Source organism: Streptomyces sp. NPDC023541, assembly GCF_055559995.1.
Map to the genome: position 1 here is coordinate 1 of NZ_JBVHJO010000011.1, position 15628 is coordinate 15628.

Below are 15628 nucleotides of genomic sequence, written 5' to 3' on the forward strand. Positions count from 1 at the left end.
GCGGTCCCGCACCCCACCCCCCTGTCCCGACCCCGACCCGGGGGCACACCCCGGCCCCGCCGGCGTTTGAGGCGCGGCCACCGGCCCGCAGCCGGGGAGCAGGGGCAGCGCCCCCCAAGGCACCGGCCCGCACCCGGGGCACCGGCCCGCAGGCGGGGGCTAGATGCCCAGGGCTGCAGCGGTGAGCATGGCGATCGCGTCCTTCTCGCCGTCCAGCGACACCGCGGCAGACGCCTGGCGGCCGAAGCAGAACAGCGTCAGTTCCCCCGGCTCGCCCGTCACCGTCACCACCGGCACGCCCTTGTGCGCCACCGCCGTCCGCCCGTCCGGGCGGCGCAGTACCAGGCCCACCGGCGAGCGGCGGCCCGTCAGGCGGGCCAGCTTCTCCAGGCGGGACCACAGAGAGTCCGAGAACACCGGGTCCAGCTCACGCGGGGACCAGTCGGGCTGGGCCCGGCGGACGTCCTCGGCGTGGACGTAGAACTCCACCGCGTTCGCCGCCTCGTCGATCTGCTTCAGCGCGTACACCGACATCCGCGGCGGCCCGGTCCGGATCAGCTGGATGAGCTCCTCGTACGGCTTGGCCGCGTACTCCTCCATCGCCTTGTCCAGGCGGGTCTTCAGGACGTTCAGCAGGAGCCCGCCCGCCGCGTCGGGCCGCCGTTCCCGGACGACCACGTGCGCGGCCAGCTCGCGACAGGTCCAGCCGTCGCACAGCGTGGGGGCCTCCGGGCCGGCCGCCTCCAACAGGTCCGCCAACAGCAGGCGTTCACGCTTCGCATGGGTAGACATGCCAGCCAGCCTACGACCGGATCGCGCCGGACGCCCGCCCATCAGGCGGACATGGATCATTCCGCCCGTCCTCGCCCGGCACAATGGCTCCATGAGTACGTCCCCCCGCCCCGGCAACCTCGACCCCGCCGTCGCCGCGCGCCTCAAGCGCTCCGCCGACGGGCTGGTACCGGCCATCGCCCAGCAGTACGACACCGGTGAGGTGCTCATGCTCGGGTGGATGGACGACGAGGCCCTGCACCGCACCCTGACCACCGGCCGCTGCACGTACTGGTCGCGCAGCCGCCAGGAGTACTGGGTGAAGGGGGATACTTCCGGCCACTTCCAGCACGTCAAGTCCGTCGCCCTCGACTGCGACGCCGACACCGTGCTCGTCAAGGTCGACCAGGTCGGAGCCGCCTGCCACACCGGTGCCCGCACCTGCTTCGACGACGATGTCCTCCTCCGCGCAGCCGACTAGGCAGGGGTCCCCACGCAATGGATCTTGAGACGTTCCGCAAGCTCGCGGCCGACCGCCGCGTCATCCCCGTGAGCCGCAAGCTGCTCGCCGACGGGGACACGCCCGTCGGGCTCTACCGCAAGCTGGCCGCCGAACGCCCCGGCACCTTCCTCCTGGAGTCCGCGGAGAACGGCCGGTCCTGGTCCCGGTACTCCTTCGTCGGGGTCCGCAGCGACGCGACCCTGACCGTCCGGGGCGGCCGCGCGCACTGGATCGGCACCCCGCCCGTCGGCGTACCCACCGACGGCGACCCGCTCGACGCCCTGCGCGCCACCGTCGAGGCCCTGCACACGCCCCGCGACCTGGCGGGCGGCATGCCCCCCTTCACCGGCGGCATGGTCGGCTACCTCGGCTACGACATCGTGCGCCGCCTGGAGCGCATCGGCGAGCACGGCAGCGACGACCTGGAGCTGCCCGAGCTGACGATGCTGCTCACCTCCGACCTCGCGGTGCTGGACCACTGGGACGGCACCGTCCAGCTCATCGCCAACGCCATCAACCACAACGACCTCGACTCCGGGGTCGACGAGGCCTACGCGGACGCCGTGGCCCGCCTCGACGCCATGGAGGCGGACCTGGCCCGGCCCGCGCCCTACGTGCCGGCCCCGCTGCCCGCCTCCGAGCTGCCGGAGTTCTCCGCCCTGTGGGGCGGCGAGAAGTACCAGGCGGCCGTCGAGGACATCAAGGAGCGGATCCGGGCGGGCGAGGCCTTCCAGGTGGTGCCCTCGCAGCGGTTCGAGACCTCCTGCGAGGCCTCCGCGCTGGACGTCTACCGGGTGCTGCGCGCCACCAACCCGTCCCCGTACATGTACCTCTTCCGCTTCGAGAACGGCTTCGACGTCGTCGGCTCCAGCCCCGAGGCGCTGGTCAAGGTCGAGGACGGGCGGGCCATGGTCCACCCCATCGCCGGCACCCGCCACCGGGGCGCGACCCCGCAGGAGGACAACGACCTCGCCGAGGAGCTGCTGGCCGACCCCAAGGAGCGCGCCGAGCACCTGATGCTCGTCGACCTGGGCCGCAACGACCTCGGCCGGGTCTGCGAGCCGGGATCGGTGGAGGTCGTCGACTTCATGTCGATCGAGCGCTACTCGCACGTCATGCACATCGTCTCCACCGTGACGGGGCGCGTGGCCGGGGGGAAGAGCGCATTCGACGTGCTCACCGCCTGCTTCCCGGCCGGCACCCTCTCCGGGGCGCCCAAGCCGCGCGCCATGCAGATCATCGAGGAGCTGGAGCCCTCCCGCCGCGGACTCTACGGCGGCTGCGTGGGCTACCTGGACTTCGCCGGCGACTCCGACACGGCCATCGCCATCCGTACGGCCCTGCTGCGTGACGGCACGGCGTACGTGCAGGCCGGCGCCGGTGTCGTCGCCGACTCGGTGCCCGAACTGGAGGACAACGAGTGCCGCAACAAGGCCGCCGCCGTGCTGCGCGCGGTGGCAGCGGCGAACCGCCTGAGCGGCTCCTGAGGGCGTAGGGGATAGTGGGGTACGTGAGTGCCGTACCCCCGCCCCGATCCGATGCCTCCGCCGAGCCCGGGCCCGAGCCCGAGGCCGCCAACAGCCGCGGCGGCCGCCGCAGCGTGGCCGCGGCGCTGCTGCTCGGCGCGCTCGGCGCCACCGTCGTCCTGCTCGCCTCCGGCCGGGTCTGGGCCCGGGGCACCGCCGCCATCGGCAGCGACTCGCTCCGGCTCAGCGCCGACGGGCGGGCCGTGACCGGCCTCCCGGCGGCTCTGGCCATCGTGGGCCTGGCCGCGCTGGTCGCCGTCTTCGCGGTACGGGGCAAGAGCCGGCTGCTGGTGTCGGGCCTGCTCGCCCTCAGCGGCCTCGGCGCGGCGCTGTCGGCCCTCTTCGGCTCCGACGGCCGCAGCGCCCTGGACGCGCAGGCCGTCCGTACGACCGCGGACAGCGCGGCCCACGTGGCCGGCCTGACCCAGACGACGTGGCCGTACGTCACGGCCGCCGGCGCGGTCCTGATCCTGGCCGCCGGACTGCTGGCGCTGCGCTTCGGCAGCGGCTGGCCCTCGATGGGAGGCCGCTACGAGCGTGACGGCAGCCCACGTCCGCGGGCCGTCGCGGCGGTGGATCCCGACCGGCCGGAAGATCTGTGGAAGGCTCTGGACCGCGGCGAGGACCCGACCGCGGACCCGACCGCGGACCCGGGCGGCGACCGGACCCGCTGACCCGGCCCCTGAGCCGACCCCCCCTGGACGGCGAAGCCGCCCGGTGCGGGACAATGTCACCGAGCGTTCGCACAGACCGCACGTTCGACACAGCAGCGCGACAGAGCAACGAGGAGCAACTCATGGCGGGCACTAGCCACGGACACACCCCGGCCGCCTGGACCGGTGTCATCATCGCCTTCATCGGTTTCTGCATCTCCGGCGCCTTCATGGTGCTCGCGAACCCGCTGGGCTTCTGGGCCGGTCTCGTCGTCGTCGCGCTCGGCGGTGTCGTCGGCCTGGCGATGAAGGCCGCGGGCATGGGCGCGCCGAAGGCCGCCCACAAGGACCTCGCCGAGGTCATCGCCGCGAACAAGGTTCCTGCCAAGGCCTGAGCGCGCCGTCTGCGCCGGTCCTGGAAGAGAGCTGAAAGGCGCGGCCCCGCCGGGCTGCGCCTTTTGTCGTGAGCGGAGAGAATCAGCAGGTGGACGCCTCCAGCACCCCCGACGCCGTGCCCGGTCCGCCGGCCGGGCACGCCGTACCTGCGGTGCCTGCCGTACCTGCGGTGCCCGCCGTATCCTCGGTGCCCGCCGAGCGGGCGTCCCGGGCCGGCCGGCTCGCCGCCCCGGCGCTCTACCTGGCGGCCGCCGGCGCGGCGTTCACGTACGTGGGCACCGTGGACCCCAATGAGCCGGGCCACTACCCGGTCTGCCCGCTGCTGCGGCTGACGGGCATCCTGTGCCCGGGCTGCGGCGGGCTGCGCAGCGCGCACGCGTTCGCCCACGGGGACCTGGCCGCCGCTTTCGGGTCGAACGCCCTCGCCGTCGTCGGCTACTTCGTCTTCGCGGGTTTCATGGCCCTGTGGCTGGTTCGCGCCTTGCGCGGCGGGCCGGTCCCGAGGATCGTCCTGCGTCCCGGCCACTGGTGGGCGGTGGGCGCGGTGCTACTGGTTTTCGCCGTTGTCCGAAATTTCTCTTTCGGGTCGGCGCTGGCGCCCTGAGCCCCGTGTACAGCGGAGATGAAGGGCGTATTCCGAATGTCCAGTTACTGGGACGCCGTCAACCGGGTGCGGAGGGCGACGCCTCCGCCGGATACCATTTGATTGCCGACCTTGCAGTGGTACGTGTCTGCAGGGCGGCCGACCGTCATCGACCCGGAAGGGGGCCGCTCGCGTGAGTGTGCTCGACGAGATCATCGAAGGGGTCCGCGAAGACCTTGCCGAACGGCAGGCCCGCGTGAGCCTCGACGAGCTCAAGGAGCGTGCCGCCAAGGCGCCCCAGGCCAAGGACGGCGTCGCGGCCCTGCGCGGCGACGGCGTCAAGGTGATCTGCGAGGTCAAGCGCTCCAGCCCCTCCAAGGGTGCGCTGGCCGCGATCGCGGATCCGGCCGGGCTCGCCGCGGACTACGAGGCGGGCGGTGCGGCGGTCATCTCCGTCCTCACCGAACAGCGCCGGTTCGGCGGCTCGCTGGCCGACCTGGAGGCCGTCCGCGCCCGCGTGGACATCCCGATCCTGCGCAAGGACTTCATCGTCACGGCGTACCAGCTCTGGGAGGCCCGCGCCTACGGCGCCGACCTCGCGCTGCTGATCGTCGCCGCCCTGGAGCAGGAGGCCCTCGTCTCCCTCATCGAGCGGGCCGAGTCCATCGGCCTCACCCCGCTCGTCGAGGTCCACGACGAGGAGGAGGTGGAGCGTGCGGTGGCCGCCGGCGCCAAGATCATCGGTGTCAACGCCCGCAACCTCAAGGACCTCAAGGTCGACCGCTCCACCTTCGAGCGCGTCGTCGGCGAGATCCCGCCCCACATCGTCAAGGTCGCCGAGTCCGGCATCCGCGGACCGCACGACCTGATCGCCTACGCCAACGAGGGCGCCGACGCCGTCCTCGTCGGGGAGTCCCTGGTCACCGGCCGCGACCCGAAGGCGGCCGTCGCCGACCTCGTCGCCGCCGGGGCCCACCCCGCCCTGCGCCACGGACGGAGCTGACCCGTCCCATGGCCCACGACCGCCCCTCCGTCCGCACGCGGCGCGTGCCGACGGCGTACGCGCCCCTGGCGCGCGGCTGCCGCCCCCGCGGCTGCCGCGCCCCGGCCCGGCGTGTCCACGGGCGGCGGGTCCGGTACGTGATCGGCTCCGAGCCCGGCCAGGTCAACGGCATGCGATGGCGCCGCGGAGACGCGCCGTAACGAGGGCTGCAGCGGCCCGGTACGCGAGACGTACCGCGTCGCGAGGCGGTCCCGTACGGCCTGCTGCCCGGGCCGACCGGCTCCGGGAGCGGGCCGCTCCGCACGTACGCCGACATCCCCCAGCGGGGTGTCCGCGGCACGGGCGGGCGGCGCAATACGGTGAAACCACCCGCCGCATCTCGCACCCGTAGGAGCACTGGATCATGTCCAGCGAGTTCTTCATCCCGGACCCGGAGGGTCACGTCCCCAACGCCGAGGGCTACTTCGGCGACTTCGGCGGCAAGTTCATCCCGGAGGCGCTCGTCGCCGCCGTGGACGAGGTCGCCGTCGAGTACGACAAGGCCAAGGGCGACCCGTCCTTCGCGGCCGAGCTCAACGACCTCATGGTCAACTACACCGGCCGCCCGAGCGCCCTCACCGAGGTGCCCCGCTTCGCCGAGCACGCGGGCGGCGCGCGGATCTTCCTCAAGCGCGAGGACCTCAACCACACCGGCTCGCACAAGATCAACAACGTGCTGGGCCAGGCGCTGCTCACCAAGCGCATGGGCAAGACCCGCGTGATCGCCGAGACCGGCGCCGGCCAGCACGGCGTGGCCACCGCCACCGCCTGCGCCCTGTTCGGCCTCGAATGCACCATCTACATGGGCGAGGTCGACACGCAGCGCCAGGCGCTGAACGTCGCCCGCATGCGCATGCTGGGCGCCGAGGTCATCGCGGTGAAGTCCGGCTCGCGGACCCTGAAGGACGCGATCAACGAGGCGTTCCGCGACTGGGTCGCCAACGTGGACCGCACCCACTACCTCTTCGGCACCGTCGCCGGCCCGCACCCCTTCCCGGCGATGGTCCGCGACTTCCACCGGGTCATCGGTGTCGAGGCGCGCCGCCAGATCCTGGAGCGCGCCGGCCGGCTGCCCGACGCCGTCGCGGCCTGCGTCGGCGGCGGCTCCAACGCCATCGGCCTCTTCCACGCCTTCATCCCGGACGCGGACGTCCGCCTGGTCGGCTTCGAGCCCGCCGGGCACGGCGTCGAGACCGGTGAGCACGCGGCCACGCTGACCGCCGGCGAGCCCGGCATCCTGCACGGCTCCCGCTCCTACGTCCTCCAGGACGAGGAGGGCCAGATCACCGAGCCGTACTCCATCTCGGCGGGCCTGGACTACCCGGGCATCGGCCCGGAGCACTCCTACCTCAAGGACACCGGCCGCGGCGAGTACCGCGCGGTCACCGACGACGCCGCCATGCAGGCCCTGCGCCTGCTGTCGCGCACCGAGGGGATCATCCCGGCGATCGAGTCGGCGCACGCCCTCGCCGGCGCCCTGGACCTGGGCCGGGAACTGGGCAAGGACGGCCTGCTGGTCGTCAACCTGTCCGGCCGCGGAGACAAGGACATGGACACGGCCGCCCGCTACTTCGGCCTGTACGACACCGACGGTGAAGTCGCCGACAACGAGTTCTCCGAGGGGGACGACAAGTGAGTTCCACGCACGGGCGCGGCAACATCGAGCTGCTGGGCGCCACCCTCGCCAAGGCGAAGTCCGAGGACCGCGCGGCCCTCGTCGCCTACCTCCCCGCGGGCTTCCCGACCGTCGACGGCGGCATCGAGGCGGTCAAGGCCGTCATCGCCGGTGGCGCGGACGTCGTCGAGATCGGCCTGCCGCACAGCGACCCGGTCCTGGACGGGCCGGTCATCCAGACCGCCGACGACATCGCCCTGCGCGGCGGCGTCAAGATCGCCGACGTGTTCCGCACGGTCCGCGAGGCCCACGAGGCGACCGGCGCCCCGATCCTGGTGATGACCTACTGGAACCCCATCGACCGCTACGGCGTCGAGCGGTTCACGGCCGAGCTGGCGGCCGCGGGCGGGGCCGGCTGCATCCTGCCGGACCTGCCGGTCCAGGAGTCCGCGCTGTGGCGCGAGCACGCGGAGAAGCACGGTCTGGCGACCGTCTTCGTCGTGGCCCCCAGCAGCAAGGACGAGCGCCTGGCCACCATCACGGCGGTCGGCTCCGGCTTCGTCTACGCCGCCTCGCTGATGGGCGTCACCGGAACCCGCGAATCGGTCGGCAACCAGGCCCAGGACCTGGTCCGCCGCACCCGGGCCACGACCGAGCTCCCCGTCTGCGTGGGCCTCGGCGTCTCCAACGCCGCCCAGGCCAAGGAGGTCGCGGGCTTCGCCGACGGCGTGATCGTCGGCTCGGCCTTCGTGAAGCTGCTGCTGGACGCGCCCGACCTGCCGGCCGGGCTCGACGCCGTACGGGCGCTGGCCGGCGAGCTCGCGCGGGGCGTCCGCAGGGGCTGAGGCAAACCGGACACCCGATCGGGTTCTGTAGTCCGATCGGGTGGAATGGTCGGCAGGGAGGCACGCGAGTGCCTCCCTGCTTCGTTTGGCGGAGCGTGAGCGAGAAGAACGACGGTGCGAACCGCGATGCGACGAAACGATCGGCCCGGGAGCGACTCCAAGCGGAGCGTGAGCGGCAGAAGACCCGGGACAAGCGCCGGCGGACCCTGATCGTCGCGGCGGCGGTGGTCGGCGTACTGGGCCTGGCGACGGTCGTGGGCGTGATCGCGGCCAATGCCGGCAAGGGCGACAAGTCCGACTCGGCGGGCCCGGTGGTCGCCCCCTCCGGCGCCACCGGCAAGGACGCCCTCGCCATCCGGACGGGCAAGCCCGAGGCGAAGTCCACCCTCACCGTGTGGGAGGACTTCCGCTGCCCGGCCTGCAAGTCCTTCGAGGACAGCTACCGGGACACCGTCCACGAGCTGGAGGCCAAGGGCCTGCTCAAGGTGGACTACCACCTGGTCACGCTCATCGACGGGAACATGGGCGGCAGCGGCTCCCTGAAGGGCGCCAACGCGGCGGCCTGCGCGCAGGACGCCGGAAAGTTCGCCGAGTACCACGACGTCCTCTTCCAGAACCAGCCGCAGGAGGTCGACGACGCCTACGGCAAGAACGCCAAGCTGCTGGAATTGGCGGGCAAGGTCGAGGGGCTGGACACACCCGAGTTCCGCAAGTGCGTCGAGGACGGCACGCACAACAGCTGGGTGGCCAAGTCGCACGAGGCCTTCGCCGCAGGGAAGTTCCGCGGCACGCCGACCGTGCTGCTCGACGGCAAGGACATCTTCGCCGACCAGGCCGCCCCGCTGACCCCGCAGAAGCTGAAGGAGCAGGTGGAGGCGGGCGCCAAGGGCTCCGGGGGAGCCGGGGCCAAGGGCGCGGAGAAGGAGACGGGCAAGGAGTCCGGCAAGGACACCGGGAAGGACGCGGGCAAGGACACCGGGAAGGGCGGGGCGAAGGCCTCACCTTCGGCGTCGAGGACGGCGTCGACGGCCTCGAAGGGCACCGCGAACGGCTCCGTGATCGGTTCCGGCACCAGGCCGGGGAACGGCACCGGGACCGGGTCCTCGGGGGACTGACTTCCGCCGATCCATGTCTGGATTTGGTTTCGACCCTGCCGGGCGGGTTGCGGTACGCACCGTCTGGCAGGGTAGCGTCAGGTCTGCCATGGACATTGCTTACATCCCCAGTCCGTCGACCGGCGTGATCCATCTCGGACCGATCCCGCTCCGCGGCTACGCGTTCTGCATCATCATCGGCGTCTTCGTCGCCGTCTGGCTCGGCAACAAGCGCTGGATCGCGCGCGGCGGAAAGCCGGGCACGGTCGCGGACATCGCCGTGTGGGCGGTGCCGTTCGGGCTGGTCGGCGGTCGCCTCTACCACGTGATCACCGACTACCAGCTCTACTTCGGCGAGGGCCGCAACTGGGTCGACGCCTTCAAGATCTGGGAGGGCGGCCTCGGCATCTGGGGCGCCATCGCGCTCGGCGCGGTGGGTGCCTGGATCGGCTGCCGGCTGCGCGGCATCCCGCTGCCGGCCTGGGCCGACGCCCTCGCCCCCGGCATCGCCCTGGCCCAGGCCTGCGGCCGCTGGGGCAACTGGTTCAACCAGGAGCTCTACGGCCGGGCCACCGACCTGCCGTGGGCGGTCGAGATCAGCGCCGGCCCGAACCGGGACGCCGGGACCTACCACCCGACCTTCCTGTACGAGTCGCTGTGGTGCATCGGCGTCGCCTTCCTGGTCATCTGGGCCGACCGCCGCTTCAAGCTCGGGCACGGCCGGGCGTTCGCCCTGTACGTGGCCGCGTACTGCGTCGGCCGCGGCTGGATCGAGTACATGCGCGTCGACGAGGCGCACCACATCCTGGGCGTCCGGCTGAACGTCTGGACCTCGATCGTCGTCTTCGTGCTCGCCGTCGTCTACTTCGTGCTCTCCGCGAAGCTGCGGCCGGGCCGCGAGGAGGTCGTCGAGCCCGACGCCCCCGGCGGCAAGGACGGCAAGGGCAAGTCCAAGGCCGAGGAGGGCACGTCCGACGACAAGGCCGAGGACAGGACGGACGGCACGGCCGAGTCCGAGTCCGGCTCCGTGCCGAAGGACTCCCTGCCGACCCGCGCCCCGCGCGCCGAAGCCGAGGTGCGGGAGGGCGCCGTCAAGGCCGACCTGCGCAAGCCGGCCGTCGACGCCGAGGCCCCGGAGGCCGACAAGGCCTGACGCAGAAACGTCACGAGGGGGGTGCCGCGCACGACGCGGCACCCCCCTCGCACGTATCCGCCCCGGGGGCTGGGCCACGGTGTGAGTTCCCCCGACCGACCCGGCGGGAACCGGCCCGCCCCGCGCGGCAGCCCGAGGGCGCGTGCCGGGGTACCGGATCGTGCGGCGGGGGCCCGGCAGGGGGTTAGTGGACCGGGATCCGCGCGGCCAGCGCGAGGGTGCGGTGCGCCGACGCCACGACCGCCGGATCCACGAACCGGCCGTCGGGCAGGGCCAGCGCGCCGGGCGCGGCCCGAGCCGCGCTGAGCACCTCCACCGCGGCGCTCACCTCCTCGGGCGCCGGGAGGTAGGCCCGCTCGATCACCGGGAGCTGGCGCGGGTGGATCGCGGCCCGGCCGAGGAAGCCGAGGGACCGGCCGCGCGCGCAGGAGACCGCCAGCGCCTCCAGGTCCCGGATGTCGGGGAACACCGACTGGGCCGGGGGCGCCAGGCCGGCGGCGCGCGCCGCGACCACCACCCGGGAGCGGCACCAGTCCAGTCCCTCCTCCGCGCCGGCCGCCAGGTCCGCCCGCAGGTCCGCCTCGCCGAGGGAGAGCCCGCGCAGGGCCGGGTGCGCGCGGGCGATCTCGTACGCGCGCTCCACGCCCAGCGCCGACTCCAGCAGGGCGTGCAGGCTCACCCCTCCCGCGCGGTCGGCGGCCGCGGCGATCTGCTCCGGGGCACTGATCTTGGGCAGCCGCAGTCCCGCGAGCCCGCGCAGCCCGGCGAGCGCGGTGAGGTCGGCGCCGCCCCACGGGGAGTCGAGGGCGTTGACGCGGACGTGGACGGGGACCGCGGGCCGCTCGGCGAGCAGCTCGACGGTGGCGGCACGGGCGTACTCCTTGCGGGAGGCCGCCACCGCGTCCTCCAGGTCGACGATGACGGCGTCGGCCCCGCAGGCCAGAGCCTTCGCGACCACCGCGGGGCGGTCGCCGGGCGCGTACAGCCAGGTCAGGATCACAGTGCCCCCTCGGTTCGCAGCGCGGTGATCTCGGAGCCGGTCAGTCCGAGCTCGGCCAGCACCTCGGCCGTGTCCGCGCCGTGCGGGCGGCCGGCCCAGCGGATCCCGCCGGGGGTATCGGACAGCCGGAAGAGGATGTTCTGCATCCGCAGGGGGCCCAGCTCCGGATCCTCGATCTCGGTCACCGTGTCGAGGGCCGCGAACTGCGGGTCGGCCATCACGTCGCGGACGTCGTAGACCAGCGCGACGGCCGCCTCGGCGTCCTCGAAGGCGCCGACGACCTCGTCCGCCTTGCGGCGGGCGATCCAGCCGCCGACCGCCTCGTCGAGGACGTCGGCGTGCCGGGCCCTCCCGGCACCGGTGGCGAACCACGGCTGGGCGATCAGGTCCGGCCGGCCGACCAGCCGCATCACGCGCTCGGCGATCGACTGGGCGGAGGCGGAGACCGCCAGCCAGCGGCCGTCGGCGCTGCGGTAGGTGTTGCGGGGGGCGTTGTTGGCGGAGCGGTTGCCGGTGCGCGGCTGGACGTAGCCCAGCTGGTCGTACCAGAGCGGCTGCGGGCCGAGCACGGTGAGGATCGGCTCGATGATGGCCAGGTCCACGACCTGCCCGTGCCCGGTGCGGTCGCGCCCGGCGAGCGCCGTCATCACGGCATACGCGCAGGTCAGCGCGGCGATCGAATCGGCGAGCCCGAAGGGCGGCAGGGTCGGCGGGCCGTCCGGCTCCCCGGTGACCGCGGCGAAGCCGCTCATGGCCTCGGCGAGGGTGCCGAAGCCGGGGCGGTGGGCGTACGGGCCCTGCTGGCCGAAGGCCGTGACGCGGGCCAGGACCAGGCGCGGGTTGGCGGCGGACAGCTCGGGCCAGCCCAGGCCCCACCGCTCCAGGGTGCCCGGGCGGAAGTTCTCGATGACCACGTCGGCGGTGGCGGCGAGCCGCAGCAGGGTGTCCCGGCCACCGGGGGTGGACAGATCGAGGGTGATGGTCCGCTTGTTCCGGCCGAGCAGCTTCCACCACAGGCCGATCCCGTCCTTGGCGGGGCCGTGACCGCGGGAGGGGTCGGGGACGGCCGGGTGTTCGACCTTGACGACCTCGGCGCCGAAATCACCGAGCAGGGTCGCGGCGAGCGGCCCGGCGAAGAGGGTCGCGAGGTCGAGCACCCGCAGCCCGCGCAGCGGCCCGGGTCCATGCCCTTGCCCTGCCCGTGGCCCTGTCCGGGCGTCGGCGGGTTGGGGTGCGGTGCCCGTGCCGGGGGCTCCGGCGGGGCCGGGGGCTTCGGCGGGGCCGGGCGCGCGCCGGGGCGTCTCCTCGGGCGCCGAACGGTGCTCGGGGTCGGACAGTGCGGCGGCGGTGCGTTCGGCGCCCTGCGGGGATCGCCCCGGCACACTCCCGTCCCCGGCGGAGTACGTCACGAGGCGGCTCCGGCCTCGGCCTCGCCGGGGCCGAAGGCGGCGGCCGGGGCCGCCTGCCCGTGCTCCGCCTCCCACCCGGCCAGGGCGAAGGAGTCCGTCTCGGCGCGCGTGGGCATCGAATCCTGGGCGCCGTGGCGCTGCACGGAGAGCGCGGCCGCCGCCGAGGCCCAGCGCAGTGCCTCGGGCATCGGCCGGCCCTCGCCCAGGGCCACCGCCAGGGCCCCGACGAAGGTGTCCCCGGCGGCGGTGGTGTCCACGGCCCGGACCCGGAGCGCGGGCACGGTCAGCGGGTCCTGGCCGCGCGCCGCGTGGAGGACCCCCGCCGCGCCGAGGGTGATCACCACCTCGGGCACGGTGGTCAGCAGTGCCTCGGCGGCCTGCCGCGGATCGGTCAGGCCGGTCAGGGTGGCCGCCTCGTGCTCGTTGGGCACCAGGAGGTCGGTGGCGGCGAGGAGTTCGGCGGGCAGGGGCTGCGCCGGGGCCGGGGTGAGCACCGTACGGACGCCGTGCGCTCGGGCGGCACGGGCGCCGGCGAGTACGGCGGGCAGCGGCAGTTCGAGCTGGAGGAGGAGGGCGCCGGCGGCGGCGATCCGGGCCTCGTCCCCCGCTTCCAGGCCGGTGACGCTGCCGTTCGCGCCCGGGATGACGACGATGCGGTTGCCGCCCTCGTCGTCCACGGTGATGTGTGCGGTGCCGCTGGCGCCCTCGACGGTGCGCAGGCCCGCCGTCTCGACGCCGGCGGCGGTGAGCGCGGAGCGCAGCCGTACGCCGAACTCGTCGGCCCCGACCGCGCCGATCATCACCACCTTCCCGCCGGATCGGGCGGCGGCGACGGCCTGGTTGGCGCCCTTGCCGCCGGGAACGGTCCGGAAGGCGCGGCCGGTCACCGTCTCCCCGGGGAGGGGGGCCTTGGGGACGTAGGCGACGAGGTCCATGTTGGTGCTGCCGAGCACGGCGATGGCCGTCATGAGCGTGCTGCCTCCTGTGCGGTGAGGTGGGCGAGGGTGTCGAAACCGATGCCGTCGAAGCCGGGGACGGTGGTGGCGAGGCGGTTCTTGAGCGGGGCGCTCCAGCGGTGGGGGATCCGTTCCGGGGAGCCGGCGAGCAGCCCCGCGAGGGCGCCGGCGGTGGCCCCGTTGGAGTCGGTGTCCCAGCCGCCGGACACGGCTCGGCAGACGGAACGGGTGAAGTCCCCGTCGGCGTGGGTGAGGGCGGCGGCGATCAGGGCGGTGTTCGGGACGGCGTGGACCCAGTGGTAGTGCCCGTAGCGGGCGTGCAGCCGGTCGACTACGGATTCGAAGTCGGCGTCCTCGGTGGCCGCCCGGATCCCGAAGCGGATCGCCTCGGCGAGCCGGGAACGGGGCGGTACGGCGGCCAGTCCGGCCCGCAGCGCGGTGTGGACGTCCGCTCGGCCGGTGGCCGCGGTGGCGGTGGCGGCGGCGACGAAGAGGGCGGCGTAGACGCCGTTGCCGGTGTGCGTCAGGGCGGCGTCCCGGTAGGCCTGGGCCGCGGCGGCGTGCGGGTCGCCGGGGTTGGTCCAGCCGTGCACGTCGGCGCGGATGAGGGCGCCGATCCACTCGCGGAAGGGGTTGTGGTGCGTGGCCGTGGCGGGGGGCTCCAGGCCGAGCAGGAGGTTGCGGTACGCGACGCGCTCGGCGGTGAAGGTCCGACCGGCGGGCAGCTCGTCGAGCCACAGGCGGGCGACGTCGGCGGTGGTGAAGCCCTTGCCGAAGCGCTGGAGCAGGCGCAGGTTCAGCAGCGGGTAGTTGAGGTCGTCGTCCTCGGGCATGCCGTCGATGTTCTCGGCGAGGGAGGTGGGGGCGGAGCGGCGGTTCCAGGGGTACGCGGCCAGCAGCTTCGCGGGGACTCCGCGAGCGGTGAACCAGTCGTCGAGCGGCCAGTTGCCCGCGGCGCGGGCCAGCGCCCGGATCCCGTCGAGGGGCAGCTTCTCGACGGGCTTGCCGAGCAGGCACCCGACGGCCCGCCCGACCCACGCGGCTTCCAGCCGCCCCCACAGCCCGCCCGGGAGCTGGTACGGGTCGGGGCAGGTCCCGCGCGGAGGGACCCGCGCGGGTGCCTCCGCGGACGAGGCCCGCGCCCGGCACCCCGGCGCGGGCCCGGCCACCGGTCTCGTGCCCTGCGGCAGCGCTCGGGACTCCTGGCCGCGGACGGGGCGCCCCGGGTCGGCGGTGGCGCGTCCGGGGCGTGCCTCGCCCTCGGCTTCCGGGTCCGAGCCTGCGGCCCCACGGCCGGGGCGGGGGCCTTGCGGCAGTGTTCGGGGGTCCTGGCTGCGCGCCCGGGGCCCCGGGTCGGCGGTGGTGCGTCCGGGGTGTGCGGGCTGCGTCTTGCCCTCGGCTTCCGGGTCCGGATCCGCGGGCTCACGGCCGGGGCGGGGGCGCGGCGGGTCGGCGGGCGGCGGGGGGCAGGCCGCGACGATGGCGTCCCAGGAGGTCGGCTCGTCGGCGCACGACGGGGAGGGCAGGTGGGCGAGTTCGTCCAGCAGACGGGCCGCCAGCGCACGCAGGTGCGGGGGCGCGGGGGCCGGCGAGGCCCCGGCGCGCTCGGGCGCCGGGTGGCCCCCCGCGGCGGACCACGCCCGCAGGGCGGGGCCGGCGTCGCGGCCGTCCTCGGCCGCCTGGCGCAGCTCGTGCCCCACGAGATCCTCGGGCTGGGCCCAGGTCAGCCGCACACCGTCGCCCCCGCCGCCGCGGGCGCGGGACCCATCCGCCGATGGTCCGGCCGAGTGCCTGTCGGCCGCCGCCGGGTCCGCCACGGGCCCGGCGGCGGGTACGCCGACAAGGGCCGCCCTCGCGGTGCCCGCGGTAGCCGGGTGTGGAGCGGTTGCTGCGCGGGGCTCGGGCCCGGCGGCGGGTTCCCGAGGGGCGAGCAGTGGCTCCGGCGTGCCGGGGCCCGCCGTCGGGGGTGCCGAGCCGGGGCCGGGCTTCGGGTGGGCGGAGGTCGTGCCGTCGGCCGGGTGCTGGCCGGCGGCTGTGCCGGGGGCACTGGGGCGGTCGCGAGCGTCGACGCCCGCGCCGGCCG

Annotated in this window: 15 protein-coding genes and 1 pseudogene; 11 read left to right on the top strand and 5 right to left on the bottom strand. The window is 74.4% G+C overall.

The genetic code is table 11. The features are described 5' to 3' along the window. Positions 1-159: 159 nt before the first annotated feature. Positions 160-792 carry a TIGR03085 family metal-binding protein gene (locus ACZ3X1_RS25295; RefSeq protein WP_356815542.1) on the bottom strand — a complete coding sequence of 211 codons (633 nt, stop codon included), beginning with the start codon at positions 790-792 and terminating at the stop codon, positions 160-162. 91 nt (positions 793-883) lie between these two features. Here ACZ3X1_RS25295 and hisI point away from each other — a divergent pair, with 91 nt between their 5' ends. The 11 genes and pseudogenes from hisI to lgt all read left to right on the top strand — a co-directional run bounded on the left by hisI (position 884) and on the right by lgt (position 10180). Next, entirely contained in the window at positions 884-1252 is a 369-nt protein-coding gene (gene hisI, locus ACZ3X1_RS25300; protein ID WP_356815544.1) for a phosphoribosyl-AMP cyclohydrolase, read from the top strand. A gap of 17 nt (positions 1253-1269) precedes the next feature. Beyond that, the gene (locus ACZ3X1_RS25305) at positions 1270-2760 is read left to right on the top strand and encodes an anthranilate synthase component I (RefSeq protein ID WP_467281069.1); all 1491 of its coding nucleotides are present in this window, start codon (positions 1270-1272) and stop codon (positions 2758-2760) included. A 14-nt stretch (positions 2761-2774) separates the two neighbouring features. Further along, positions 2775-3473 carry a TIGR02234 family membrane protein gene (locus tag ACZ3X1_RS25310; RefSeq protein WP_467281071.1) on the top strand — a complete coding sequence of 233 codons (699 nt, stop codon included), beginning with the start codon at positions 2775-2777 and terminating at the stop codon, positions 3471-3473. Between the two features lie 122 nt (positions 3474-3595). Then, a complete protein-coding gene (locus ACZ3X1_RS25315) occupies positions 3596-3847 on the top strand; it encodes an HGxxPAAW family protein (protein WP_030662148.1) in 252 nt (83 codons plus the stop codon). 68 nt (positions 3848-3915) lie between these two features. After that, positions 3916-4452: a DUF2752 domain-containing protein gene (locus ACZ3X1_RS25320; RefSeq protein ID WP_390074986.1), complete on the top strand. Its 537-nt coding sequence runs from the start codon at positions 3916-3918 to the stop codon at positions 4450-4452. A 172-nt stretch (positions 4453-4624) separates the two neighbouring features. Beyond that, positions 4625-5434: an indole-3-glycerol phosphate synthase TrpC gene (gene trpC, locus ACZ3X1_RS25325; protein ID WP_030032547.1), complete on the top strand. Its 810-nt coding sequence runs from the start codon at positions 4625-4627 to the stop codon at positions 5432-5434. Between the two features lie 8 nt (positions 5435-5442). After that, complete coding sequence (gene trpM, locus ACZ3X1_RS25330; protein ID WP_045324077.1) at positions 5443-5634, top strand: tryptophan biosynthesis modulator TrpM; 192 nt, start codon at positions 5443-5445, stop codon at positions 5632-5634. A 203-nt stretch (positions 5635-5837) separates the two neighbouring features. Then, positions 5838-7109: a tryptophan synthase subunit beta gene (gene trpB / locus ACZ3X1_RS25335; protein WP_356815548.1), complete on the top strand. Its 1272-nt coding sequence runs from the start codon at positions 5838-5840 to the stop codon at positions 7107-7109. Next, positions 7106-7933 carry a tryptophan synthase subunit alpha gene (gene trpA / locus ACZ3X1_RS25340; protein WP_362632672.1) on the top strand — a complete coding sequence of 276 codons (828 nt, stop codon included), beginning with the start codon at positions 7106-7108 and terminating at the stop codon, positions 7931-7933. Before trpB ends, trpA begins: the two co-directional genes overlap by 4 nt. Positions 7934-8028: 95 nt before the next feature. After that, positions 8029-8823, top strand: a pseudogene (locus tag ACZ3X1_RS25345) (DsbA family protein); the annotation flags it as partial. 313 nt (positions 8824-9136) lie between these two features. Further along, the gene (lgt, locus tag ACZ3X1_RS25350) at positions 9137-10180 is read left to right on the top strand and encodes a prolipoprotein diacylglyceryl transferase (RefSeq protein WP_467281072.1); all 1044 of its coding nucleotides are present in this window, start codon (positions 9137-9139) and stop codon (positions 10178-10180) included. Between the two features lie 184 nt (positions 10181-10364). Here the strand turns inward: lgt and ACZ3X1_RS25355 are convergent, their stop codons facing one another. The 4 genes from ACZ3X1_RS25355 to ACZ3X1_RS25370 form a co-directional block, all read right to left on the bottom strand. Then, positions 10365-11180: an HpcH/HpaI aldolase/citrate lyase family protein gene (locus ACZ3X1_RS25355; RefSeq protein ID WP_356815551.1), complete on the bottom strand. Its 816-nt coding sequence runs from the start codon at positions 11178-11180 to the stop codon at positions 10365-10367. Then, entirely contained in the window at positions 11177-12352 is a 1176-nt protein-coding gene (locus ACZ3X1_RS25360) for a CaiB/BaiF CoA transferase family protein (RefSeq protein ID WP_467281174.1), read from the bottom strand. Before ACZ3X1_RS25360 ends, ACZ3X1_RS25355 begins: the two co-directional genes overlap by 4 nt. Positions 12353-12585: 233 nt before the next feature. Beyond that, on the bottom strand, positions 12586-13557 hold the full coding sequence (gene rbsK, locus ACZ3X1_RS25365) for a ribokinase (RefSeq protein WP_467281073.1): 972 nt from the start codon (positions 13555-13557) through the stop codon (positions 12586-12588). Next, positions 13554-15278 carry an ADP-ribosylglycohydrolase family protein gene (locus ACZ3X1_RS25370; RefSeq protein WP_467281074.1) on the bottom strand — a complete coding sequence of 575 codons (1725 nt, stop codon included), beginning with the start codon at positions 15276-15278 and terminating at the stop codon, positions 13554-13556. Before ACZ3X1_RS25370 ends, rbsK begins: the two co-directional genes overlap by 4 nt. Positions 15279-15628: the final 350 nt, after the last annotated feature.